General features: G+C 67.0%; 25 protein-coding genes and 1 pseudogene. 11 read left to right on the top strand and 15 right to left on the bottom strand.

The window, feature by feature from the left end; all coding sequences use genetic code 11:
• Positions 1-42 precede the first annotated feature (42 nt).
• The gene (locus C1737_RS22330) at positions 43-756 is read left to right on the top strand and encodes a serine hydrolase (protein WP_067922963.1); all 714 of its coding nucleotides are present in this window, start codon (positions 43-45) and stop codon (positions 754-756) included.
• Here C1737_RS22330 and C1737_RS22325 read toward each other — a convergent pair.
• From C1737_RS22325 to C1737_RS22310, 4 genes are read right to left on the bottom strand one after another with little or no spacing between them, the layout of a single operon-like run.
• Complete coding sequence (locus tag C1737_RS22325) at positions 742-2292, bottom strand: acetolactate synthase large subunit (RefSeq protein WP_102419486.1); 1551 nt, start codon at positions 2290-2292, stop codon at positions 742-744. The genes C1737_RS22330 and C1737_RS22325 overlap by 15 nt on opposite strands.
• A complete protein-coding gene (locus C1737_RS22320) occupies positions 2289-3113 on the bottom strand; it encodes an amidohydrolase family protein (protein WP_067922995.1) in 825 nt (274 codons plus the stop codon). Before C1737_RS22320 ends, C1737_RS22325 begins: the two co-directional genes overlap by 4 nt.
• A 23-nt stretch (positions 3114-3136) precedes the next feature.
• Entirely contained in the window at positions 3137-3904 is a 768-nt protein-coding gene (locus C1737_RS22315) for a fructosamine kinase family protein (protein ID WP_102419485.1), read from the bottom strand.
• Positions 3901-5541, bottom strand: a complete 1641-nt coding sequence (locus C1737_RS22310) for an acyl-CoA synthetase (RefSeq protein WP_102419484.1) — start codon at positions 5539-5541, stop codon at positions 3901-3903. Before C1737_RS22310 ends, C1737_RS22315 begins: the two co-directional genes overlap by 4 nt.
• Before the next feature lie 34 nt (positions 5542-5575).
• Here C1737_RS22310 and C1737_RS22305 point away from each other — a divergent pair, with 34 nt between their 5' ends.
• Complete coding sequence (locus tag C1737_RS22305; protein ID WP_067922974.1) at positions 5576-6427, top strand: crotonase/enoyl-CoA hydratase family protein; 852 nt, start codon at positions 5576-5578, stop codon at positions 6425-6427.
• 104 nt (positions 6428-6531) lie between these two features.
• A complete protein-coding gene (locus C1737_RS22300) occupies positions 6532-7371 on the top strand; it encodes a DUF559 domain-containing protein (RefSeq protein WP_102419483.1) in 840 nt (279 codons plus the stop codon).
• A gap of 82 nt (positions 7372-7453) precedes the next feature.
• Here the strand turns inward: C1737_RS22300 and C1737_RS22295 are convergent, their stop codons facing one another.
• From C1737_RS22295 to C1737_RS22285, 3 genes are read right to left on the bottom strand one after another with little or no spacing between them, the layout of a single operon-like run.
• A complete protein-coding gene (locus tag C1737_RS22295; protein ID WP_102419482.1) occupies positions 7454-8659 on the bottom strand; it encodes a cytochrome P450 in 1206 nt (401 codons plus the stop codon).
• Positions 8656-9372, bottom strand: a complete 717-nt coding sequence (locus C1737_RS22290) for an acetoacetate decarboxylase family protein (RefSeq protein WP_102419481.1) — start codon at positions 9370-9372, stop codon at positions 8656-8658. The genes C1737_RS22295 and C1737_RS22290 overlap by 4 nt, the downstream gene beginning before the upstream one ends.
• A gap of 43 nt (positions 9373-9415) precedes the next feature.
• Complete coding sequence (locus C1737_RS22285; RefSeq protein WP_067922984.1) at positions 9416-10447, bottom strand: LLM class F420-dependent oxidoreductase; 1032 nt, start codon at positions 10445-10447, stop codon at positions 9416-9418.
• A gap of 65 nt (positions 10448-10512) precedes the next feature.
• On the opposite strand from C1737_RS22285, the gene C1737_RS22280 reads away from it, so the two are divergent.
• From C1737_RS22280 to C1737_RS22265, 5 genes and pseudogenes are all read left to right on the top strand, one after another.
• On the top strand, positions 10513-11508 hold the full coding sequence (locus C1737_RS22280) for a Zn-ribbon domain-containing OB-fold protein (RefSeq protein WP_068099089.1): 996 nt from the start codon (positions 10513-10515) through the stop codon (positions 11506-11508).
• Between the two features lie 16 nt (positions 11509-11524).
• Positions 11525-12589 (top strand): thiolase domain-containing protein, encoded by a 1065-nt coding sequence (locus tag C1737_RS22275; RefSeq protein ID WP_068099088.1) that lies wholly within the window; start codon positions 11525-11527, stop codon positions 12587-12589.
• Positions 12589-13788, top strand: coding sequence for a thiolase domain-containing protein (locus C1737_RS22270; protein WP_102419480.1), 1200 nt, complete (start codon positions 12589-12591; stop codon positions 13786-13788). The genes C1737_RS22275 and C1737_RS22270 overlap by 1 nt, the downstream gene beginning before the upstream one ends.
• A 4-nt stretch (positions 13789-13792) precedes the next feature.
• Positions 13793-13888: pseudogene (locus C1737_RS27550) on the top strand (hypothetical protein); the annotation flags it as partial.
• Positions 13889-13892: 4 nt separating this feature from the next.
• Positions 13893-14300: a nuclear transport factor 2 family protein gene (locus C1737_RS22265; protein WP_102419479.1), complete on the top strand. Its 408-nt coding sequence runs from the start codon at positions 13893-13895 to the stop codon at positions 14298-14300.
• On the opposite strand, the gene C1737_RS22260 is transcribed toward C1737_RS22265, so the two are convergent.
• Positions 14297-14821 carry a gamma carbonic anhydrase family protein gene (locus C1737_RS22260; RefSeq protein ID WP_066955234.1) on the bottom strand — a complete coding sequence of 175 codons (525 nt, stop codon included), beginning with the start codon at positions 14819-14821 and terminating at the stop codon, positions 14297-14299. The two genes, C1737_RS22265 and C1737_RS22260, sit on opposite strands and share 4 nt — an antisense overlap.
• A 126-nt stretch (positions 14822-14947) precedes the next feature.
• On the opposite strand from C1737_RS22260, the gene C1737_RS22255 reads away from it, so the two are divergent.
• Both C1737_RS22255 and C1737_RS22250 read left to right on the top strand, forming a co-directional pair.
• Positions 14948-16105, top strand: coding sequence for a Rieske 2Fe-2S domain-containing protein (locus C1737_RS22255; RefSeq protein WP_068099085.1), 1158 nt, complete (start codon positions 14948-14950; stop codon positions 16103-16105).
• Positions 16106-16110: 5 nt separating this feature from the next.
• Positions 16111-16563 carry a hypothetical protein gene (locus tag C1737_RS22250; protein WP_068099084.1) on the top strand — a complete coding sequence of 151 codons (453 nt, stop codon included), beginning with the start codon at positions 16111-16113 and terminating at the stop codon, positions 16561-16563.
• 3 nt (positions 16564-16566) lie between these two features.
• On the opposite strand, the gene C1737_RS22245 is transcribed toward C1737_RS22250, so the two are convergent.
• The 7 genes from C1737_RS22245 to C1737_RS22215 all read right to left on the bottom strand — a co-directional run bounded on the left by C1737_RS22245 (position 16567) and on the right by C1737_RS22215 (position 22888).
• A complete protein-coding gene (locus C1737_RS22245; protein ID WP_067921755.1) occupies positions 16567-17712 on the bottom strand; it encodes a sulfotransferase in 1146 nt (381 codons plus the stop codon).
• On the bottom strand, positions 17712-18494 hold the full coding sequence (locus C1737_RS22240) for an SDR family oxidoreductase (protein WP_102419478.1): 783 nt from the start codon (positions 18492-18494) through the stop codon (positions 17712-17714). Before C1737_RS22240 ends, C1737_RS22245 begins: the two co-directional genes overlap by 1 nt.
• Positions 18491-19618 carry a hypothetical protein gene (locus C1737_RS22235; protein WP_102419477.1) on the bottom strand — a complete coding sequence of 376 codons (1128 nt, stop codon included), beginning with the start codon at positions 19616-19618 and terminating at the stop codon, positions 18491-18493. The genes C1737_RS22240 and C1737_RS22235 overlap by 4 nt, the downstream gene beginning before the upstream one ends.
• Before the next feature lie 88 nt (positions 19619-19706).
• A complete protein-coding gene (locus tag C1737_RS22230; protein ID WP_102419476.1) occupies positions 19707-20018 on the bottom strand; it encodes a hypothetical protein in 312 nt (103 codons plus the stop codon).
• A gap of 53 nt (positions 20019-20071) precedes the next feature.
• A complete protein-coding gene (gene dmpG, locus C1737_RS22225) occupies positions 20072-21133 on the bottom strand; it encodes a 4-hydroxy-2-oxovalerate aldolase (protein WP_102419475.1) in 1062 nt (353 codons plus the stop codon).
• The gene (locus C1737_RS22220) at positions 21130-22050 is read right to left on the bottom strand and encodes an acetaldehyde dehydrogenase (acetylating) (protein WP_102419474.1); all 921 of its coding nucleotides are present in this window, start codon (positions 22048-22050) and stop codon (positions 21130-21132) included. The genes dmpG and C1737_RS22220 overlap by 4 nt, the downstream gene beginning before the upstream one ends.
• Positions 22051-22102: 52 nt before the next feature.
• Positions 22103-22888 (bottom strand): 2-keto-4-pentenoate hydratase, encoded by a 786-nt coding sequence (locus C1737_RS22215; protein WP_068094814.1) that lies wholly within the window; start codon positions 22886-22888, stop codon positions 22103-22105.
• Between the two features lie 72 nt (positions 22889-22960).
• Between C1737_RS22215 and kstD the strand changes: the two genes are divergently transcribed.
• Positions 22961-24643: a 3-oxosteroid 1-dehydrogenase gene (kstD, locus tag C1737_RS22210; protein WP_102420076.1), complete on the top strand. Its 1683-nt coding sequence runs from the start codon at positions 22961-22963 to the stop codon at positions 24641-24643.
• Position 24644 lies beyond the last annotated feature (1 nt).

Genomic DNA, 24644 nt, shown 5'->3' with positions numbered 1-24644 from the left:
CGTCGGGACCGAAGGAGACGCGATGGTGGGTCCGGTCAGCGCATGACTTCCCGGCCCCTGGAGACCGCGCTCGAAGCGAGCTTCGACCAGCTGTCCGCCGCGGTGCCGGCGGACGTCGGCGTCGCGATCGCCCGACCGGATCGCACCTACTCACTCGGCCGCTGGTGGTCCGGCGTCGCATGGTCGACCATCAAGGTGCCGTTGGCGATCGCGGCGCTGCGCAGTGATTGGCTGCGCGCCAAGGACCTCGCCGTCAAAGCCATCACGGAATCCGACAACCGCGCTTCCGAGCAACTGTGGTCACACCTGGGCGATCCGGCGGAAGCGGCACGGCGGGTGCAGGGGGTGATCGCCGAGGGCGGCGACACCGCCACCGTGGTCGAATCGCGCCGGCTTCGGCGCGGGTATACCGCGTTCGGCCAGACGCAGTGGACTCTGCAGCGGCAGGCCCGGTTCGCCGCCGAGCTGCCCGCTATCCCCGGTTCCGCCGACGTCGTCGACCTGATGCAGCAGCTCACCAGCGGCCATCGCTGGGGGCTGGCCGCCAAAGGGTTTGCGGCCAAGGGCGGTTGGGGCCCCGGGACGCACGGCGACTACCTGGTGCGTCAATTCGGGATCGTGCCCACGCCGTCGGGACACTGGGGCGTGGCCCTGGCGGCCAAGGTGCACGACGGCGTGTTGGAGACGGGCGTCGACGTCCTCAACGCGATGTCGGAATGGGTCCTCAGCCGGCTTCCCGGCCTAGCCCGTTATTGACGGCACCACGGCGTCGATCAGGTGCGGCCCGGGTTGGCTCAAGGCGTGACGCAGCGCGTCGCCGAGTTCCTCGGCGGTGCTGACCCGGCGCGCCGGCACTCCCATGCCCTCGCTGATCTTGACGAAATCCATGGCGGGACGGGACAAGTCGAGTAGGTCCAGGGCCTTGGGCCCGGGAGCCGATCCGGCGCCCACGCGCGCCAACTCGATCCGCAGGATGTCGTAGGCGCTGTTGTCGTAAAGCACGGTGGTCACGTTGAGGTTCTCCCGCGCCTGAGTCCACAATCCCGAGATCGTGTACATCGCCGACCCGTCGGATTCCAGGCAGAGCACCGGGCGGTCGGGGGCGGCCACCGCGGCACCCACCGCGGCCGGGATGCCGTACCCGATCGCCCCGCCGGTCAGGGTCAGCCAGTCGTGGGCCGGTGCCCCCGCCGTGGCCTGGGCGAGCAGGACACCGGAGGTGTTCGACTCGTCGACCACGATCGCCCTTTCCGGCAGCAGCGCCCCGATCACGTCGGCCGCCGACGCGGACGTCAGCGCGCCCGTCGGCAGCTGCGGCCGCGCGGCATCCGCCACCGGCGCAACGGTTCCGGGCGCCACCTCGTCGGCCAGCGCGGCCAGCGCCGCGGCGGCACCGCTGTGCCCGGCGAGCAGATGCACCTCGCAGCCGGCCGGGACCAGGTCGCTGGGCATGCCCGGGTAGGCGAAGAAGGACACCGGCGACCTGGCCCCCGCCAGCACCAGATGCTTGGCACCGTCCAGCTGGGCGGTGGCGGCCTCGGCGAAATACGCCAGCCGCTCGACGGCGGGCACACCCGCGCCGCGCTCCAGCCGCGTCGGGAACGTTTCGCAGAGCAGCCGGGCCCCGGTCGCCTGAGCGATCCGAACCGCGGCGGCAAGTCCGGGACCGCGGGTGGCGTCGCCGCCGATCATGAGCACCGTCGGGTCCCCCGACCGCAGCACCTCGGCCACCTCGAACGCCAACCGCGGTTCGGCCCCCGGTGGTTCCGCGGCCACGGCACCCGCGGATTGCGCACCGTCCGACCAGGACACGTCGGCGGGCAGGATCAGCGTCGAGATGCGCGGGCCGGAACGGCTGGCGGCGATCGCCTCGGCGGCGTCCGACGCGACGTCCGCGGTGTGTTCCGTGCGGCGCACCCACCCCGATACCGTGCCGGCCAGCGCGTCGATGTCCGATTCCAGTGGGGCGTCGTACTTCTTGTGATACGTGGCGTGGTCGCCGACCACCACCACCATCGGCACCTGGGCGCGCCGGGCGTTGTGTAGGTTCGCCAGGCCGTTGCCCAGACCGGGTCCCAGGTGCAGCAGCACCGCGGCCGGCCGCCCGGCGATGCGGGCGTACCCGTCGGCCGCGCCGGTCGCCACACCCTCGAACAGCGCCAGCACGCCGCGCATCCGCGGGACGGTGTCCAGGGCGGCCACGAAGTGCATCTCCGAGGTGCCCGGGTTGGCGAAGCACACGTCGACGCCACTGTCGACCAGGGTGTTGATCAGAGCCTGGGCACCGTTCACGTGATTGCCTCCAGTTTGAAAACGCCCTCGGCGTTGCGGTGCAAGAAGTCTCGGCGACCCTCGTCGGTCAGGCCGAGGTCCGCCAACCCAGCCAGGGCGTGCGCGTGGGTCACCATCGGATAGTTGGTGCCGAACAACACTTTTCGTTGTCCGGTGCCGGTTTTCATGAACCGGACCAGCTCGTCGGGAAGTCGCTTGATCGTGTAGGCCGACGTGTCGATGTAGACGTTGGGGTGCTTGCGGGCGACGGCGACCATCTCCTCGGTCCACGGATAACCGACGTGGCCACACACGATCACCAACTCGGGAAAGTCGAGGGCGACCTGGTCGATGTAGGGAATCGGGCGGCCGGTCTCCGACGGGCGCAGCGGCCCGGTGTGTCCCACCTGCGTGCAGAACGGCACGCCCAGCTCCACGCATTCGGCGAACAGCGGATAGTAGCGACGATCGGTCGGCGGCGCGTTCCACAACCACGGCACCACCCGCAGGCCCAGGAATCCCTCTCGAACGCGGCGCCGCAGTTCGCGAACCGCTTCCATCGGACGATCGAGGTCGACCGTGGCCAGCCCGCCAAACCGCTTCGGATGCAGGCTGATCCACTCGGCAACCTCGTCGTTGGAGATCAGGTCCTGGCCACCGGGACCGCGCCACGCGCTGAGCAGGCCGAAGCGTACGTCGGCCGCGTCCATCGTCGCGATGCTCGCCTCGATCGGGACGTCGGCGTCCGGAATGGAGTCACCTGTCCAGCGCCGCAGCGATGCCAGCATGTCGCTGCGCAGGAACCGCGCAGTCGGGTGCTGCATCCACACGTCGACCGTCATCGCGATCAAGAGTAGACGCGATGTCAGAGGGCCAGTGCGGCGCGGGCGCAGGCGTGCGTCCGCTGGGCGTACCCGCCGCCGAACAGCACGACGTGCGCCAGCAGGGGGAAGAGCTGGTGCAGCCCCATGCGGTTGCGCCACCCCTTCTTCAGCGGTCGCACCCGCTGGTAACCGTCCAGGACCGCCTCGTAGAGCGGGCAGCCGAACAGCGCGAGCATCGCCAGGTCGCTCTCGCGGTGACCGGCGTGCGCGGCCGGGTCGATCAGCACCACCCCGTCGGGCGTCCACATCACGTTGCCGCCCCACAGATCGCCGTGCAACGGGGCGGGCCGGTCGTCGTCGTCGAAGTCGCCCGCGCGGCAACGCGCTACGACGGAATCGATCGCGCCGCGGGTGGAGGCGTCGAGCCGCGCCGCGGCCAGCTCGGCCATGGGGATCAGCCGCTCCTCGGCGTAGAAGTCGCCCCAGCGGCGGTGCCGCCGCAACAACATCGGCAGCGGCTGGGACAGCGGCCCGAAGAACCCGGGTCCGTCCCACCCGTCGGGCCCGGCACCGAAGTCGGGGGCACCGGCCTCGTGCGTCACCGCGAGCCGGCCGCCGAACGCGAGCGCCGCCTCGGGCGTCGGTGTCACCGAATCAAGCCGCCGCAGGGTCAGGCTCGTCGCGTCGACGGCGATAACGTGCGCGCAGGGCACGCCCCCGTCGACGCCGGCCAGCCACCGCAATCCGGCGGCCTCCCACGCGAAGTAATTGCTCGGCGCGGCCGGGTGTTGCTTGACGAAGTCGCTCAAGCGGTCGCGTGGGCGGCGTGCACGTCGTCGGCCGGACGGGCCTCCGTCTGCTCCTTGGCCCAGCGGTAGTCGGGCTTACCGGCCGGCGAGCGCTTCACCTCGTCGACCAGCCAAAGGCTGCGCGGCACTTTGTATCCCGCGATCTCGGAACGCACGAAGCGGTCGAGTTCCGCGAGCGTCGGGCGCGCCCCGGGCCGGGGCGCGACGACGGCGGCGACGTGTTGCCCGTAGCGGGGGTCGGGCACGCCGACCACCAGGGCGTCGAAGACGTCGGGGTGGCCCTTGAGCGCCGCCTCGACCTCCTCGGGGTAGATCTTCTCACCGCCGCTGTTGATCGACACCGAGCCGCGGCCCAGCATCGTCACGGTGCCGTCCTCCTCGACGAGCGCCCAGTCGCCGGGAATCGCGTAGCGCACCCCGTTGATGGTCTTGAACGTCTCGGCGGTCTTCTTCTCGTCCTTGTAATAGCCGACCGGGATGTTGCCCTTCTTGGCGATGAAGCCGCGCACGCCGGAGCCGGGCGTGACCTCGTTGCCCTCTTCGTCGAGCACGACGGTGCGGTGGTCGATGGTCACGCGCGGGCCGCCGGCGTGCGGCGCGTCCTTCGCAACGATGCTGGTGCCGCCGAATCCGGTCTCCGAGGAGCCGATGGAGTCGGTGATGACCCGGTTGGGCAGCAGCTCGAGGAGCTTCTCCTTGATGCTCGGCGAGAACAGCGCGGCCGTGCTGGCGAGTAGGAACAGCGACGACAGGTCGTAGTCGTGGTCGGTGTCGAGCGCGTCGAGCAGCGGTCGCGCCATCGCGTCGCCGGTGAAGAACAGCAGGTTCACCTTGTGCTCGTGGATGGTGCGCCATACGTCTTCGGCGTTGAACTCCGGTGCGAGCACGGTGGTTTGGCCCGAGAAGATCGACATCCAGGTGGCCGACTGGGTGGCGCCGTGGATCATCGGCGGGATCGGGTACCGGACCATGGGTGGGTTGGCGGCTGCGGCCTTGGCCAGGTCGTACTCGTCCTCGACGAATTGCCCTGTGGCGAAGTCGGTTCCGCCGAAGAGCACCCGGTAGATGTCCTCGTGGCGCCACATCACGCCCTTGGGGAAGCCGGTGGTGCCGCCCGTGTAGAGCAGGTAGATGTCGTCCTCGCTGCGGTCACCGAAGTCGCGCTCGGGCGAGCCCTGAGCGATCGCCTCGTAGAACTCCACACCGCCGTAGCGCTGGTAGTCGTTGTCGGAGCCGTCCTCGATGACCAGGATGGTTTTGACGTTGGGGGTGTCCGGCAGCACGTTGGCCACCCGGTCGGAGTACTGGCGCTCATGGACCAGGGCGACCATGTCGGAGTTGTCGAACAGGTAGCGGAGCTCGCCCTCGACGTAGCGGTAGTTGACGTTCACCAGAATGGCGCCCGCCTTGACGATGCCGAGCATTGCGATGACGATCTCGATGCGATTGCGGCAGTACAGCCCGACCTTGTCGTCCTTTTTCACCCCCTGGTCGATCAGGTAGTGGGCCAGGCGGTTGGCCTTCTCCTCCAGCTGGGCGTAGGTCAGCTTCTCGTCGCCGCAGATCAGGGCGACACGGTCCGGCACAGCGTCGATGGCGTGCTCTGCGAGATCGGCAATATTCAGGGCCACGGCCACCAAATTAGAACGTGTTACATTTCTTGACAAGCTCATGCCCCTCGTCGACGGAAAGGCGGTAGCCGTGGCACCGGCCCCAGCAAACGAGCAGTCCGGCCCCTCCGAAGCAGACGCGCTGGTGGAACAGCGGGGTCACACCCTCATCGTCACGTTGAACCGGCCGCACGCCCGCAATGCCCTGAGCACCGAAATGATGGAAATCATGGTGCAGGCCTGGGACCGCGTCGACAACGATCCGGACATCCGCTGCTGCATCCTGACCGGGGCCGGAGGGTACTTCTGCGCCGGTATGGACCTCAAAGCGGCAACCAAGAAGCCGCCGGGTGAGTCGTTCAAGGACGGCAGCTACGACCCGTCGCGAATCGACGCTTTACTCAAGGGCCGCCGGCTGACCAAGCCGCTCATCGCGGCCGTCGAGGGGCCCGCGATCGCGGGCGGCACCGAGATCCTGCAGGGCACCGACATCCGCGTCGCAGGCGAAAGCGCCAAGTTCGGCATCTCGGAGGCCAAGTGGAGCCTGTACCCGATGGGCGGGTCGGCCGTGCGGCTGGTGCGGCAGATCCCCTACACGGTCGCCTGCGATCTCCTGCTGACCGGCCGGCACATCACCGCCGCCGAGGCCAAGGAGATGGGGCTGATCGGGCATGTGGTGCCCGACGGGCAGGCGCTGTCCAAGGCGCTCGAGATCGCAGAGGTGATCGCCAATAACGGGCCTCTAGCCGTGCAGGCCATCCTGCGGGCGATCCGCGAGACCGAGGGCATGCACGAGAACGAGGCGTTCAAGATCGACACCCAGATCGGCATCAAGGTCTTCCTGTCGGACGACGCCAAGGAAGGGCCGCGGGCGTTCGCCGAGAAGCGCAAGCCCAACTTCCAGAACAAGTAGCCCTCTTCTCTGCGCCGAGCGTGAACTGAGGGCCACTTTTCGACCGATTTTTCGCCGTGACGTCACGTTCGGCGCTTGTCAGTCCCCCGCGCCACACTGCCGGCATGCGGGAACCATTCATCGGCAGCGAGGCGCTGGCATCGGGCGCACTGACGCGATACCGGTTGCGCAGCCGATTCGTCGCGCTGCATCCGGACGTCTACGTCCAACGCGACACCGATCTCACCGCCGTCACGCGCGCCCACGCCGCATGGTTGTGGTCACGGCGGCGCGGCGTGGTCGCGGGACAGTCCGCTGCGGCATTGCACGACGCCAAGTGGGTCGATAATCGCGGCCCGGCTCAGTTGGTGTACGAACACCGTCGTCCACCGGCCGGAATCTGCACCTGGTCGGAGAGGGTCTCCCCCGACGAAATCCAGTTGATCGGCGGAATACCGGCAACCACCTCGGCACGCACCGCTTTCGACCTTGCCTGCCGGAATCCGACAGGAAAGGCAGTCGCAGCCATCGATGCGCTGGCCCGGGCAACCAGGCTGAATGTCGAGCAGGTCCAACGACTCGCGGAACGCTACAAAGGTCATCGCAACATCCGGCGGGCCCGGCGCACGCTGGCACTCGTCGACGCGGGCGCGGAATCCCCGCGTGAGACGTGGCTGCGGCTGCTGCTCATCGAGGCCGGTTATCCGCGGCCACGTACCCAGATTCCGGTCTACGGCGAATACGGCGAGCTCGTCGCGGTCCTCGACATGGGTTGGGAAGACGTCAAACTGGCCGTCGAATACGAAGGCGACCACCATAGATCTGACCGAAGACAGTTCAATAAGGACATTCGGCGCGCGGAGTCCCTCACAGAGGCGGGTTGGACGGTCGTCCGCGTGACCGCGGAAGACACGCCGGGCGGCATCGTCGCCCGAGTATCGGCCGCTTGGACCCGCCGAATGTGAACTCATGGCGACTTTCGGCCGATTTTCTCGCCCTCAGATCACACTCGGCGCAACCGAAGCACCGAAAGCGGCTTGCCCGGCCCTACTCCAGCGGCGCGCTCGGCGTGAACGCCACCGGCATCTTCTCCAGGCCGGACACAAAGTTGGCCGGCCGCAGGGGCAGGTCGGCGTCGGAGGCCAGCCGCATGTCGGGCAGCCGTTGCAGCAGGCGCGTCTGCATGATCGACAGCTCCAGCCGGGCGAGCTGGTTGCCGAGGCAGAAGTGCGTCCCGAACCCGAAGGCCAGGTGGTTGTTCGGGTAGCGCTCGATGTTGAAGGTTTCCGGGTCGTCGAACACCTTCTCGTCGAAGTTGGCCGACTCGAACAGCAGGATCATCTTCTCGCCCTGGTGCAGCTGGGTGCCGTGGAATTCGGTGTCGGCCGTGATCGTGCGTGCCATGTTCTTCACGGGCGCGGTCCAGCGGAGCATCTCTTCGATCGCGTTGGGCAGCAGGCTCAGATCGGCCGCCAGGCGCCGGTGCTGATCGGGGTGCAGCAGAACTTGGCGCGTCCCGCCGGACAGCGTGTGGCGGGTGGTCTCGTCGCCGCCGATCAGCAAGAGCAGGACCTCGGTGACGATCTGGTGGTCCTCGAGCCGTGAGCCCTCCACCTCAGCGTGCACCAGAACGCTGACCAGGTCGTCGGTCGGTTCGGACTTGCGGGCCTCGATCATCCCCATCATGTATTGGCTGTAGGCCGCGAAGGCGTCCATGGTGACCTGGACGTCCGCTTCGGCCGCGGTGCTGCTCAACGCGCCGACCAGGTCGTCGGACCACTTGAGGAACATCGTGCGCTCTTCGGGCCGCACGCCGAGCATGTCACCGATGACGGCCATCGGCAGCGGCGCCGCCAGATCCCAGACGAAGTCACACTCGCCGCGTTCACACACCGCGTCGATCAGCGTGTCGCACAGCGAAACGATCTTGGATTCCAGGTCTTTCACCCGCTTGCGGGTGAAGCCGGAGTTGACGAGCTTGCGGCGCAACAGGTGTTGCGGGTCGTCCATCTCGATCATCATCTCGACCCCCGGCTGGTCGGGGCGGATGCCGCCGGCGTTGGAGAACAGCTCGGGGTTGCGCTCGGCGTCGATCACCGCCTGATACGTCGAGGCCGCGGCTAATCCGTTGCGATCCCGGAAGACCGGCTCGTTCTCGCGCATCCACTTGTAGACGGGCCGGGAGTCACCGGCGTAGAAGGTGCCGTCGGTGAGGTCGACGTCGGGTTTGGTCTTCAACTCGCTGGCGGTCATGAGATCTCCTGGGCATCACCGAAGGACATTTGGACGTGGTCGACAGAGCTGGACATCAGGGCACGCTTTGGAAGGCCGAGCGCCGCAAGCTCTTTCGAGTACGGATGATCACCGAGTCGGACGCTCACGCCGCCGAACCGAGTGCGCACTCCGTCCAGGGTGTGTTCGAAGGCGGTTTCGCGGGTGATTCCGTCGCGGTGGGAGTAGGTGCGCTGGGATTGCCGGCGCGGGGTCAGCCGGAACGGCAGCCCGCGACGGAAATCCATGCCGATCACCGATTGACCGTCGATGCTGAGATCGAAACCGAACTGAGGACCCTCTCGAACGGTGAAGTCACCCATCACCTTCGGGTAGCCCCAGATCTTGGTCCCCGCTTCCAGGGTGAACGCCTGGTCGACGGGAAGGTGGTGGATGAAGGCGCCGGCCGACTGGAGGGCGCGGGGTCCGCTTGCCGTCGATCCGGGTGGGTTGACCATCACGCTGGTGCCGAACTCGTGATACCGGCCCAGGTCGCCGTCGAGGTAGTGCATCAGCATCAGGACGACGATCGCGCGGCCGGGAAGGTAGCGGCAGACCCGCAGCCCGCTGTAGTCGATCATCCGCTGCGCGGCATCGGCGTCGACCGAGAACATCGCCATGTGCTGATTTGCCTGGCGGATCTTCACCGGCATCGTGAGTACCGTGCCCGCGATGGTGTGGTGCGAGGCTGTCATCCGGCCAATCTAGAACGCGTTCTAATCCTCTGGCAAGGATCGGCTAGACCAGCGTGGCGAGCTCCCTGATCTGCGCCTCGTTGCGTCCGTTGACCACCATCATGGTCACGCCGGCGGCCTCCCAGACCTTGACCTGCTCACGGACGTAGTTGATGTCGCCGACGATCGCGGCGTCGTCGACGACCTCGTCGGGGATGATCGAGGCGGCCTTGTCCTTCTGGTTGCTGCGGAACAGCTTGGTCACGTCGTCGACCACCTCGGCGTAGCCCATCCGGCGGTACACGTCGGCGTGGAAGTTGGTGTCCTCGGCGCCCATGCCGCCCATGTAGAGGGCCAGGTAGGGCTTCATGGCCGCGAAGGCGGCGGCGCGGTCGTCGGTGATGACGATGTTCGCGGTCGCGCAGATCTCGAAGTCCTCGCGGCTGCGCCGCGCACCGGGCCGTGCGAACCCCTCGTCGAGCCATTCGTTGTAGGTGTCGGCCATCCGCGGCGTGTAGAAGATGGGCAGCCAGCCGTCGCAGATCTCGGCGGCCAGCGCCACATTCTTTGGCCCCTCGGCGCCCAGCATGATCGGGATGTCGGGGCGCAACGGGTGGGTGATGGGCTTGAGCGCCTTGCCCAGACCCGTCGTCCCCTCCCCGGTCAGCGGCAGCGGGTAGTGCGGCCCGTCGCTGGTCACCGGCTTTTCCCGCGCCCACACCTGCCGCATGATGTCGATGTATTCGCGGGTGCGGGCCAGCGGCTTGGGGAACGGGCGCCCGTACCACCCCTCCACCACCTGCGGGCCGGAGACGCCGAGCCCGAGGATGTGCCGGCCCCCGGACAGATGGTCGAGCGTGAGCGCGGCCATCGCGGTCGCGGTCGGGGTGCGCGCGGACAGCTGGATCACCGAAGTGCCCAGCCGGAGCGCGCGCGTCGACGCACCCAGCCACGCCAGCGGCGTGTACGCGTCCGAACCCCACGCCTCGGCGGTGAAGACCGCGTCGAACGCGGCGTCCTCGGCCGCCGCGACGAGCTCCGCGTGATTCTCCGGCGGCTGAGCGCCCCAATACCCGAGCTGCAACCCCAGCTTCATGTCACTGAACCCTTCCGGCCGACCCGATGTTGAAACCGTTCTTAGAACCTGTTCTACTCGATGGCGTGACAGCCAGCTCGAGCAGCCCGACCTTGACGGATCACCCTGAGCCACCGCTCTCCGCGCCACTGACGTTGTCTTTCGACTACACCCGTTCGGTCGGCCCCACGCTAAGCAAGTTCTTCACCGCACTGCGTGAACGCCACATCCTCGGGGTGCGCGGATCCGATGGCAGGGTGCACGTACCGCCGGCGGAATATGACCCGGTCACCTACGAGCCGCTGGGCGAGATGGTACCGGTGTCCAGCGTCGGCACCGTCGTGTCCTGGACATGGCAACCGGAGCCGTTGCCGGGCCAGCCGCTGGACCGCCCGTTCGCCTGGGCGCTGATCAAGCTCGACGGCGCGGACACCCCGCTGCTGCACGCCGTGGATGCCGGCGAACCCAAGGCCATCAAGACCGGTTCGCGGGTGCACGTGCACTGGGTCGACGAGCCGGTGGGCGCCATCACCGACATCGCGTACTTCGCCCTCGGCGAGGAAGCCGAACCCGTGTCGGAACGGGCGGCGGGCGAACGAGACCCGGTGACCATGATCGTCACGCCGATCTCGCTGACGATTCAGCACACCGCCTCCCACGAGGAGAGCGCCTACCTGCGCGCCATCGCACAGGGCAAGCTGCTGGGCGCGCGCACCGGCGAAAAAGGGAAGGTCTACTTCCCGCCGCACGGCGCGGACCCGGCCACGGGCCAGCCCACCACCGAATTCGTCGAGTTGCCGGACAAGGGCACCGTGACGACGTTCGCGATCATCAACATCCCGTTCCAGGGCCAGCGCATCAAGCCGCCGTACGTGGCGGCCTACGTGCTGCTCGACGGGGCGGACATCCCGTTCTTGCATCTGGTCGCGGATATCGACGCGCACGAGGTGCGGATGGGCATGCGCGTGGAGGCGGTGTGGAAACCCCGTGAGGAATGGGGCTTTGGCATCGACAACATCGAGTACTTCCGGCCGACCGGGGAACCCGACGCCGACTACGACACCTACAAGCACCACCTGTAAAGGGCCTACGTATCAAATGAGCGCTCGCAACGTTGCGGTCGTCGGCTTCGCCCACGCCCCACACGTCCGCCGCACCGACGGCACCACCAATGGCGTCGAGATGTTGATGCCGTGCTTCGCCGAGCTCTACGAAGACCTCGGAATCACCAAGGCCGACATCGGCTTCTGGTGCTCGGGGTCGTCTGACTACCTTGCCGGGCGGGCGTTTTCGTTCATCTCGGCGATCGACTCGATCGGCGCCGTCCCGCCGATCAACGAATCACACGTCGAGATGGACGCGGCCTGGGCCCTCTACGAGGCCTACATCAAGCTGCTGACCGGTGAGGTCGACACCGCGCTGGTGTACGGCTTCGGGAAATCCTCGGCCGGAATCCTGCGGCAGATCCTGTCGCGGCAGACCGACCCGTACACGGTGGCGCCGCTGTGGCCGGACTCGGTGTCAATCGCGGGGCTGCAGGCCAGAATCGGGCTCGACACCGGGAAGTGGAGCGAAGAGCAGATGGCGCGTGTCGCCTTCGATTCCTTCGCGAATGCCCGCCGGGTCGACAATGTGGAGGGCTCGATCAGCGTCGCGGAGTTGCTCGAAAGGCCGTTCTTCGCCGAACCGCTGAGGCGCCACGACATCGCGCCGATCACCGACGGCGCCGCCGCCATCGTGCTGGCGGCCGGCGACCGGGCGAAAGAGCTTCGCGAAAACCCCGCCTGGATCACGGGAATCGAGCACCGCATCGAAAGCCCGTCGCTGGGCGCGCGTGACCTCACCGAATCGGCCTCGACCAAGGCTGCGGCTCAGGCGGCCACGGGCGGCAGGACCGACAAGCTCGACGTCGCCGAGATCTGCGCGCCCTTCACCCACCAGCACCTGATCATCGCCGACGCCATCCGGATACCGGGGCCGACCAAGGTCAATCCGTCGGGCGGCGCGCTGGCCGCCAACCCCATGTTCGTCGCCGGCCTCGAGCGTATCGGCTTTGCGGCGCAACACATCTGGAACGGGTCAGCCGAGCGGGTCCTCGCGCACGCAACCAGCGGTCCCGCGTTGCAACAGAACCTGGTCGCGGTCATGGAAGGAAAGAACTGATGGCCGGTGCAGGGCCCAACCTCGCCGCGGTACTCGGTACCGGACAAACGAAGTACGTCGCGAAGCGACAAGACGTCTCGATGAACGGCCTGGTGCGCGAGGCGATCGACCGTGCGCTGGCCGACTCCGGCTCCACCTTCGACGACATCGACGCCGTCGTCGTCGGCAAGGCTCCTGATTTCTTCGAGGGCGTCATGATGCCGGAGCTGTTCATGGCGGACGCCATGGGGGCCACCGGCAAGCCGCTGATCCGGGTGCACACCGCGGGTTCGGTCGGCGGGTCCACCGGGGTGGTGGCCGCCAGCCTCGTGCAATCCGGGAAGTACCGGCGCGTCCTGGCGATGGCCTGGGAGAAGCAGTCGGAGTCAAACGCCATGTGGGCGTTGTCGATTCCGGTCCCCTTCATCAAACCGGTCGGCGCCGGCGCGGGCGGGTATTTCGCACCCCACGTGCGGTCATACATCCGCCGTTCGGGCGCACCGTTGAACATCGGCGCCATCGTGGCCGTCAAGGATCGGCTCAACGGGGCCCGCAATCCGCTGGCCCATCTCCACCAGCCCGACATCACCGTCGAGAAGGTGATGCAGTCGCCGATGCTGTGGGACCCCATCCGCTACGACGAGACCTGCCCGTCGTCCGACGGTGCCGCCGCGGTCGTGATCGGCAATGAAGAGGCGGCCGAAGCGCGTCTGGCACAGGGACAACCGGTGGCCTGGATCCACGCGACCGCGCTGCGCACCGAGCCGCTGCAGTTCGCCGGCCGTGACCAGGTCAGCCCGCAGGCCGGGCGGGACGCGGCCGCCGCGCTGTGGAAGGCGGCCGGGATCACCAGCCCGATCGACGAGATCGACGCCGCCGAGATCTACGTGCCGTTCTCGTGGTTCGAGCCGATGTGGTTGGAAAACCTCGGTTTTGCGCCCGAGGGCGAGGGCTGGAAGCTCACCGAAGCCGGCGAGACGGCGATCGGCGGACGGCTTCCGGTCAATCCCTCCGGCGGTGTGTTGTCGTCGAATCCGATCGGCGCCTCGGGCCTGATCCGGTTCGCCGAGGCGGCCATTCAGGTGATGGGCAAGGGTGGCGATCACCAGGTGCCCAACGCGCGCAAGGCGTTGGGGCACGCCTACGGTGGCGGCTCGCAGTACTACTCCATGTGGGTGGTCGGCGCGGACAAGCCCACGCCGGAAAAAGTTCGCGCGTGACCAGCCGGCGACGATGCAGCGGGGGCACCCCCAGCCGCGAAGCGGCGAGTGGGACGCAGCGATGAGGTGGGGGTACCTCCCGCTTGCGGGGGAGAGCGGCGCCGATGGCTGAGCACCCCGCGCACGAGGCCGGCCGGCGCTCGCGCGAGGCGGTCATCGCCAGGGACAAAGACGCGTGGCTGGCGGTGTTCGCCGACGACGCCATCGTGGAGGACCCGATCGGGCCGTCGGCCTTCGACCCCGAGGGTAAGGGCCATCGGGGTCGCGACGCGATCTCGGCGTTCTGGGACAAGGCCATTGCGCCCACGACCAGGATCGAGTTCGTCTTCCGCGGCACCTATCAGTGCGGCAACGAGGAAGCCAACGTCGGGCACATCCTCATCACCCATGGCGACTACCAGGTGACCGCGGAAGGCGTCTTCACGTACAAGGCCAACGACGAGGGCAAGATGACCGCCCTGCGCGCGTACTGGGAGATGGACCGCGCGGCCGCGTCGGCCCGAAAGGTCTAGAGCGGCTCGAGCCCAGCCAGGTGCCGCTGCGCCAGTTCGCGATACGCCTGCGGATTCACCTTGACCCACATCTCCGCGCCCGTTCCGGCAACCGGGCCCTTGATCTGCGCCGGCGCGCCGACCGCCAGCATCCCGGCCGGGATCTGCGTGCCGGCAGTCACCAGCGAGTGGGCCGCGATCAGGCTGCGCGCACCGATCACCGCGCCGTCGAGGACGGTGGCATGGTTGGCGATCAGAGCTTCGGACCCTACGTGCACCCCGTGGATGCAACACATGTGCGCCACTGTGGCGCCGGGGCCGATGTCGACCGGGATGCCGGGCGGCGCGTGCAACACCGACCCGTCCTGCACGTTGGCGCCCTCCCGCACCACGATGGGCCCGTAATCGCCGCGTAGCACGGTGTTGAACCACACCGAGGCGCCGGCCTCGACGACAACGTCGCCGATCAGGGTGGCGGTGGGGGCCACGAACGCGGTGGGATCGACCCGCGGCGCCCGCCCCTCGAAAGCAAACAGCGGCATCGTCTAGATATACCCCGCGCGCGCATGCCCGTCGGGAAAGCCCAGCCAGACTCGCCGTCATTGCGCGCCCCCACCGCAAAACTGTAACGTGTTCTAGTTAGAGGGCTCGCGACTTGGAGGTGACAGGTGAGTACCGACACCAAAGCGGTCGGCATCCGGGAGATCGACCCGGGTGCGCTGCCGACGAGGTATGCGCGCGGCTGGCACTGCCTGGGCGTCGCGAAGGACTTCCAGGACGGTAAGCCGCACTCGGTCGAGGCGTTCGGCACCAAGCTGGTCGTGTTCGCCGACTCTCAGGGGGACCTGAAGGTGCTGGACGGCTACTGCCGGCACATGGGCGGTGACCTGTCAGAGGGCACCATCAAAGGCGACGAGGTGGCCTGCCCGTTCCACGACTGGCGCTGGGGCGGTGACGGCCGCTGCAAGCTGGTGCCGTACGCCAAGCGCACGCCCAAGACGGCGCGCACCCGCTCCTGGACGACCGATGTGCGCGGCGGCCTCCTCTTCGTCTGGCATGACCACGAACAGAATCCGCCGGACCCCGCCGTCCGGATTCCCGATATTCCCGAAGCGGCCAGCGACGAGTGGACCGAATGGCGGTGGAACCGCATCCTCATCGAGGGGTCGAACTGCCGCGACATCATCGACAACGTCACCGACATGGCGCACTTCTTCTACATCCATTTCGGTTTGCCCACCTACTTCAAGAACGTTTTCGAGGGTCACATCGCGTCGCAGTACCTGCACAACGTGGGCCGGCCGGACGTCAACGACCTAGGCACCTCCTACGGCGAAGCGCACCTCGACTCGGAGGCGTCGTACTTCGGGCCGTCGTTCATGATCAACTGGCTGCACAACAGCTACGGGGGCTACAAGGCCGAGTCGATCCTGATCAACTGCCACTACCCGGTGACGCAGAACTCCTTCATGCTGCAGTGGGGAGTCATTGTCGAAAAGCCCAAGGGCATGGACGAAGCGATGACCGACAAGCTGTCGCGGGTGTTCACCGAAGGCGTCAGCAAGGGGTTCCTGCAGGACGTCGAGATCTGGAAGCACAAGACCCGCATCGACAACCCCCTGCTGGTCGAAGAAGATGGCGCCGTCTATCAGTTGCGCCGCTGGTATCAGCAGTTCTATGTCGATGTCGCCGACATCCAGCCGGAAATGGTGGAACGCTTCGAGATCGAAGTGGACACCACGCGCGCCAACGAGTACTGGAACGCCGAGGTCGAAGAGAACCTGAAGGCCAAAGAGACCGAAGACGTTCCCGCGGACCAGCACTGACGCCCATGCCCGACGATCAGCCGGCAGTTCCTGACGTCGATCGGCTCGCTCGGTCGATGTTGTTGCTGCACGGCGACGGCCACGATCACGACGACAAGCCCGCCCGCGACGGCGGCTCTGGATCATGGTCGAAGTCACGGGATTTCAGCAATGATCCGCAACGCGCCGCGGCCGTTGCCGAGGCCAGCCGCGCCGACCGGGAGCGCTACCTCAGCTCGGGGCTGCTGCCGGTGGACTGCCGGTTCTGCCATGTCACGGTCACCGTGCGCAGGCTCGGCCCGGGCCACACCGCGGTGCAGTGGAACACTGAGGCATGGCAGCGCTGCGCGCACTTCACCGAGGTGCGCAACTCCGGTGGTGATACCGCACGCACCCGCTCATGTCCCAAATTGAGCGACAGCATCGAGCATGCCGTCGCCGAAGGGTATCTGGGCGAGCCTGCACCCGAAGAGGACTGATCTCTACAGCCCGGCGAACCGCTCCTTGACCTCGTCCGCGGTAAGCCCATAGTCGGCCAGCGAGTACTTGTGCTTCGGGGCTCGGGCACCGGTCTGACTCTCGGCGTGGCTGTCCTCCATGGCCTTTCGGGCCTCATCGGTCAGCGTCAGGCCGAAGTGACCGTACACGTTGGCGACCGTTTTGAGCGGGTCGTCGATCAGATCGCGATAGTCGACATCGTAGAACTGAGCCGGGTTGTACTTGGCGCGTGCGCTATTGAACTGCCGTAGGCCACGCGACCAGGTTTCCATTGCATCAGCACCGATCTGGGCGCCGGAGAAGGTCGTCGACCAGCCCTCGGCGGTGTGCTGCGCCAACGAACACATCGACGCCATGATCGTTTCTACCGGCCGGTGTGTCTGGATCACCATCGCGTCAGGATAGGTCGCCATCAACGCGTCCAGCGCGAACAGGTGGCTGGGATTTTTGAGAACCCAACGCTTTTCGACGTCGTTGAGCCCGATCAGCTGCAGGTTGCGGCGGTGCCGCTGATAGGACGGCGTCCAGTCCTGCCGCGACAGCCACTGCGAATAGGTTGGCAGGTGCGACAGCGTCTCGTAGGACACCGAATGCACCGACTGTCGCAGTAACTGCCAGCACTCCTCCAGTTCGTAAGCTGCCATGAAGTGCAGGCCGGTGTAGTCCGGATTCTCCTCATGCGCCTGGTTGAATTGCGCGTTCAGCTGGCTGTACCACGGATTTGAGTCCCAGGTGTCGCGCGGCGGCCGCGGTTGCGGGAACTCGGCCAACCACAGGTGCAGGCCCTGATGAACCGGATCCGCGCCGAGCAGGCGGTGCAAGATCGTGGTGCCGGTGCGCGGCAATCCGGTGACGAAGATCGGCCGTTCGATCGCGACGTCGGCGTGCTGCGGGTACTGCTTCCATGCGGACTCGGAGAATAGCCTGGCGACCAGCGCTCCGCGCAGAAAGAACCGATTCATCTTGCTGCCCAACGGAGTCAAGCCCGCGTCGCGCCGGTAGGACTCCAGCAGCACCCCCAGCGCCTCGCGGTAGTTGTCGTCGTCGACGCCGAAGTCGTCGAGCCCAACGAGCTTGGTGGCCGACGCGTGCATGTCCTCAACGGTGCCGACGTCCGTGCGCTCTGCCATTAGGTGTGGTACTCCCCGCAGTTGACGTCCAAGGTCTGCCCGGTGATGCCGCTGGACAGGTCGCTGGCCAGGAAAAGGATCGCCGAGGCCACCTCGTCCTCGGTGGGCAGGCGCTTCAGGTCGGAGTTCGCCGCGGTGGCGGCGTAGATCTGCTCGGCCGTGGTGCCGTACTTGCCGGCCTGGTGGTTGAAGTAGCCCTGCAGAGTGTCACCCCAGATATATCCGGGCGCAACGGAATTGACCCGGATCCCCTGCTCGCCCAGTTCGGTCGCCAACGAATGTGACATGGCCAGCAGCGCGGACTTCGCCATCTTGTAGGCGCCGTACTTCGCCTGCGAATGCCGGAGCACCATGGAGTTGACGTTGACGATCGAGCCCTTCGACTCGGCCAGCGCCGGCGTGAAGCCCTGGATCAGCCGCAGTGCGCCCAGCGCGCTGAGTTCGATCGCGTCGCGGATGTGCTGAAAGCTGGTGCCCGAGAATGGTTTCAGCGACGGCACCCGGAACGCGTTGTTGATCAGCACGTCGACCTTGCCGTAGGCCTCCATCGTGGCGTCGACGAGGTTGCTCACCTGTTCGTCTTCGGTGATGTCGGTGCGCACCGTCGTCGCCCGGCCGCCGAGGTCGGCGATCTGCTTGGCGACGTCATCGAGACGCTCCGGCGTGCGGGCGGCCAGCACCAGGTCGGCCCCCTCTCGAGTACACCGGTGCGCCAGCGTCGTGCCCAGACCGGGGCCGACGCCGCTGATCACCACTACCTTGCCATCGAGCAGCTTCGTCATCCCAGCATCCTTGCCTGAATTTGTTCTTGGCGCAGCACAATTCGGGCGCGCCAGTCGTCCTCGGAGATCTTGTTGTGTTCGAAATACGGCAACGCAGCGGCTACCTTGTCGAGGTCGACGAGCTCGACGGTGGGACCGTCGGCCTCGGAGAGCTCACGCGACACGCGCTGCCAGCGGAACTGCAGGAAACCGCGCCGGTGGTTCAGGGTCTCGACCCAGTTGGTCACGCCCGGATTCTGGTCGGCGACCACGATGCGTACCTTGCCGTCCGGATCCGCCTGCGCCTGAGTGTTGTTCAGGGAGGTCTGGTGGTTGATGTAGTCCAGCGAGATGTACCACAGGCTGCCAAGCTGGAAGCCGAGGTAGGGCGCGTCGGAGACCGGAATGGTGATCACCATCGCTTGATCCGGTCGCAGGTCGAAGTGCCCGACCGACGAGTACTGGGTGGCCAGTCCACCAGGGGTCAGGCGTGGCGCCGTCAGGGTATTGACCGGAAGGTCGAGATAGAACCATTGCGGGAATTGCAGCCAGGTTTTCACCCGCTGGACGAGCTGCTTTCCCGCTGTGGCATAACGCTTTTCGATTAACGCGCGAGTCAACGGTGGCGGTGCGGTCCCCGCGGTGTCCGTCCGCGCGATGGCCAGCGTGCCGCGCTGCGCCGCCCAGTCGCCGTACACCTCCCGGATCACCAACTGCCCGGGGCTGGTGGGTGTCACCCGCCACTCGAAGCTGCCGTCGGGGGCGATCTCGAGTTCCCGGTCGTCGAACGCGGCCTGGCTGACGGGCACGAAGTCGTCGGTGTACTCGCCGCCGAGCAGCTGGAAGCTCAGGTCGGTCGTGGTCCCGCGCCGGCCGGTGACGACGTACTCGTGGTTGGCGTGCACCCGAGCGCCGAAGTACAGGGTGTCGGGGTTGTCCAGGCCCATCTTGGTGAACGGCCCGGTGCCCGACTGCAGGAACGGATGGTCGCGGTCGTAATCGACGGCGAGGTGTATGCAGGCCGAGACGCAGCCGGCCAGATACTGCAGCCCTTCGAGCAGGTCGGCTTCGGTCTCGATGAACGGCGCGTCGGCGACGAGCTTCTCGGCTTCGGCGATCGCGGCGGTGAGGGGATCTGTGAACACGCATAGACGCTAGAACGTGTTCTACTTTTTCGTCAATGGCGAACGTTCCCGCGCGTCCGCCACGGCGTTCACCGACGAGGCCGACTCACTAGGGCGCACACTGCTGCGACAGGTCGATCAGGTGCTGCCGGACGTCCGGATGCCGATTCAGGTAGTCCATGACGTTGCCGTTGCCGCCCTCGGCCTGTGACTTCGCCTGCAACTGCTGGTGGAGCGCGGGATGCTGCTTCAGGTACGAGTCGATCGAATTGCCGACGGTCTGATTGCACTGCGGAGCCGCGCCGGCTGTGCCCGCCAAAGGCACCGCGATCACCGCGGCGGCGGTAACGGTTAATAGCCCCCCGGCGAGCAGGCCGTACAGCCCGCTGCGACGGGCGCCGACTGTGTTGGATGTGCTCATGCGCGCCAGGCTACTCCCGGTTCCTTTGCGTCACCTGTGCGCTTCAAGGGTGGCTATGTGGCGGCGGCCGTACCGCTTTCTTGCTCGCGTTTGATTTCGAGTGCGATGTCGATGAGTTGGTCTTCTTGGCCGCCGATGAGTTTGCGTTGGCCGGCGCGGTGGAGGAGTTGGTGGGCGGGTACGCCGTAGCGTTCGGATTGGCGGATGGCGTGTTTGAGGAAGCTGGAGTAGACCCCGGAGTAGCCCATGATCAGGGCGTTGCGGTCGAGTAGGCATTCGGCGGGCATGGCCGGGGCGACGACCTCTTCGGCGGCATCAGCGATGTCGAAGAAGTCGATGCCGGTTTTGACGCCGATCTTGTCGACCACCCCGATCAGCGCCTCGACGGGGGCGTTGCCCGCCCCGGCGCCGAACCGCCGACACGAGCCGTCGATCTGCTTGGCGCCCGCGCGCACGGCCTCCACCGAGTTGGCCACCCCGAGGCCGAGGTTTTCGTGGCCGTGGAAGCCCACCTGGGCGTCGTCGCCGAGTTCGGCGACCAGCGCGGCCACCCGGTCGCGCACCCCTTCGAGGACCAGGGCGCCGGCCGAGTCGACCACGTAGACGCATTGGCAGCCGGCATCGGCCATGATCCGGGCCTGGGCCGCGAGTTTCTCCGGGGAGATGGTGTGGGACATCATCAAGAACCCGACGGTTTCCAGGCCGAGTTCGCGGGCCAGCCCGAAGTGCTGGATGGACACGTCGGCCTCGGTGCAGTGGGTGGCGATCCGGCAGATCGAGCCGCCGTTGTTCTGGGCCTCCTTAATGTCCTCCTTGGTGCCCACCCCGGGCAGCATCAAAAAGGCGATCTTGGCCTCTTTGGCCGTCTCGGCCGCGAGCTTGATCAGCTCCTGCTCGGGGGTCTTGGAAAACCCGTAGTTAAAGCTCGACCCGCCCAGCCCGTCGCCGTGAGTCACCTCGATGACCGGCACCCCCGCGGCGTCCAGCGCGGCCACGATGGCGCCCACCTCGTCTTTGGTGAACTGGTGGCGCTTGTGGTGCGAGCCGTCGCGCAGCGACGTGTCGGTCAGCCGGACATCCCAGATCGGGTTGAAGAAAATCTCCTGAGTGCTCATGCCTGCGCTCCTCCAGCGGCCGCCGCCAAGGATTCCTTGGCGATCTCCTCGCCGACCTTGGTCGCCGCGGCGGTCATGATGTCCAGGTTGCCCGCATACGGGGGCAGGTAATCGCCGGCGCCCTCGACCTCGACGAACGTCGTCACCACGGCCTGCCCACCGGAGTGCAGCGACGGCTCGTCGAACTGCGGCTCGTTGAGCAGCCGATAGCCCGGCACATAGGTCTGCACCTCGGCCACCACATCATGAATGGACTTCGCGATGGCGTCGCGGTCGGCGTCCTCGGGGATCGCGCAGAAGATGGTGTCGCGCATGATCATCGGCGGATCGGCCGGGTTCAAGATGATGATCGCCTTACCGCGCGCGGCGCCGCCGATGGTTTCCACACCCTTGCTGGTGGTTTTGGTGAACTCGTCGATGTTGGCCCGCGTCCCCGGACCCGCCGACACCGAGGCCACCGACGCCACGATCTCGGCATACGGCACCTCCACCACACGGCTCACCGCGTAGACGATGGGGATGGTCGCCTGCCCCCCGCAGGTGATCATGTTGACGTTCGGCGCGTCCAAATGCTGGCGCAGGTTCGCCGGCGGGATCACCGCCGGGCCCACCGCCGCCGGGGTCAAATCGATCGCCCGAATACCGGCCGCCGCATACCTGGGTGCCGCGTCGCGGTGCACATAGGCACTGGTCGCCTCGAACACCAGATCAGGCTTCTCCGACCGGGCCAACAACCAATCCACCCCCTCATGGGTGGTCTCCAAACCCAGCTTGCGGGCCCGGGCCAAACCCTCGCTCTCGGGATCGATACCCACCATCCACCGCGGCTCCAACCACTCCGACCGCAACAGCTTGTACAGCAGGTCAGTGCTGATGTTTCCCGACCCGACAATGGCCACACTCGCCTTAGCCGGCATGACGCTCCTTCGCGAAGCTCTCGATATTTAAGTCCGACGATTTAATTCGAGACTATTCGAACGACAAACGAACTGAGCCCAGGCCGGTGAAGTCGGCCACAAACTCGTCACCGGCGTGCGCATCGATCGCGCGCGTGCACGACCCCGGCAACACCAGGTCCCCTTTGCGCAACCGCACGCCGAAGCCCTCCACCTTGCGCGCTAGCCAGGCCACCGCGGTGACCGGGTTGCCCAGCACCGCGTCGGTGCGGCCCTTGGCGACCACCTCACCGTTGCAGTGCAGCACCGCATCGATGCCCTTGACGTCGACCTCGCGCGGCGAGACACGGGCCTTACCCAGCACGAAGCCCGCCGAGGAGGCGTTGTCGGCGATGGTGTCGCACAACTCGATCTTCCAATCGGTGATCCGGGTGTCGATCAACTCGATCGAGGGCACCAGCGCCTCGGTGCCGGCCAGCACATCCTCCTCGGTGCAGTCGGCCCCGGGCAGGTCGGCGTTCAGCAGGAAACCCACCTCGACCTCCACCCGCGGCCACAGGTAGCGGTTCGCCTTGACGGGGGTGTCTTCGAACAACTGCATCTCGTCCAGCAAATGCCCATAGTCGGGCTCGTCGACCCCCATCATCTGCTGGATCGCCTTCGACGACAGCCCCACCTTGTGCCCCAGCACGCGGGCGCCCTCGGCGACCCGTTGACGGATGTTGATGAGCTGGATCTCGTACGCGTCGACGACGTCGATGTCGGGGTGGACGGCGGTCAGCGGGGCGATCGGCTCGCGGCTCCGCTCGGCCTGCGCCAGTTCGGCAGCAAGCTCGTCTCGCGTCGCAAGACTGAGCATCTGTAGACGTCTCCTCGTTCGTGTGACCGGCCCAGTAGCGCCCGGCCCGGGCAATTCTATAACGTGTTCTACATGACAGCACAGGAGCTCGACGTCGTCGTGGTCGGTAGCGGCGGAGCCGGCATGGTGGCTGCCCTCACCGCCGCCCACAACGGCCTCTCCACTATAATCGTAGAGAAGGCTGCCCACTTCGGCGGCTCCACCGCCCGGTCGGGCGGCGGCGTCTGGATCCCCAATAACGAGGTCCTCAAGCGCGACGGCGTCCGGGACAGTCCGGAGGCGGCCCGGACCTACCTGCACGGCATCATCGGCAACATCGTCGAACCGGAACGCATTGACACCTACCTCGACCGCGGGCCCGAAATGCTGTCGTTCGTGCTGAAGCACACCCCGCTGAAAATGTGCTGGGTTCCGCGCTACTCGGACTATTACCCCGAGGCACCGGGCGGCCGCGCCGAGGGCCGCTCGATCGAGCCGAAGCCGTTCGACGCCCGCAAGCTGGGCGCCGACATGCCCGGGTTGGAGCCCGCGTACGGCAAGGTCCCGCTCAATGTCGTTGTGATGCAGCAGGACTACGTGCGGCTAAACCAGCTGAAGCGACACCCGCGGGGCGTGCTGCGCAGCCTGAAGGTCGGCGGCCGCACGATGTGGGCGAAGGTGACCGGCAAGAACCTGGTGGGCATGGGCCGCGCGTTGATCGGTCCCCTGCGCATCGGGCTGCAACGCGCCGGCGTTCCGGTAGTGCTGAACACCGCGCTCACCGACCTCTACGTCGAGGACGGCGTGGTGCGCGGCGTCTATGTTCGGGACACGGGCGCATCGGAATCCGCGGAGCCGCGGCTGATCCGGGCCCGGCGCGGCGTGATCCTCGCCTCCGGCGGGTTCGAGCACAACGAGCAGATGCGGGTGAAGTACCAGCGCGCGCCGATCACGACCGAGTGGACAGTGGGCGCCAAGGCCAACACCGGCGACGGCATCGTCGCCGCCGAAAAGCTGGGCGCCGCACTGGAACTGATGGAAGACGCCTGGTGGGGCCCCACCGTGCCGCTGGTGGGCGCGCCGTGGTTCGCGTTGTCGGAACGCAATTCGCCGGGATCGATCATCGTCAACATGTCGGGCAAGCGGTTCATGAACGAGTCCATGCCCTATGTCGAGGCCTGCCACCACATGTACGGCGGGGAATACGGCCAGGGCCCCGGGCCGGGCGAGAACATCCCGGCGTGGCTGGTGTTCGACCAGCAGTACCGGGACCGCTACATCTTCGCAGGATTGCAGCCTGGACAACGCATTCCACGCAAGTGGCTGGAGTCCGGAGTCATCATCCAGGCCGACACTCTCGAGGAGCTGGCCCAGAAGGCCGGCCTTCCGGTCGCCGAGTTCACCGCGACGGTGGCGCGCTTCAACGGCTTCGCCAGGTCGGGCGTCGACGAGGACTACCACCGCGGTGAGAGCGCGTATGACCGCTACTACGGCGACCCGACTAACAAGCCGAACCCGAACCTCGGCGAACTCACGCACGCGCCGTACTACGCCGCCAAGATGGTGCCGGGCGACCTGGGCACCAAGGGCGGTGTCCGCACCGACGTCCACGGTCGCGCGCTCCGCGACGACGGCACCATCATCGAAGGCCTTTACGCCGCAGGCAATGTCAGCGCCCCGGTGATGGGACACACCTATCCCGGTCCGGGCGGCACGATTGGCCCGGCCATGACGTTCGGCTACCTGGCCGCACTGCACATAGCGGGGGAAGGCTGAC

It is taken from the genome of Mycobacterium sp. 4858 (assembly GCF_900240975.1).
In the GTDB taxonomy this organism is placed as follows: Bacteria; Actinomycetota; Actinomycetes; order Mycobacteriales; family Mycobacteriaceae; genus Mycobacterium.
This window is presented reverse-complemented; position numbering and strand designations above follow the sequence as displayed.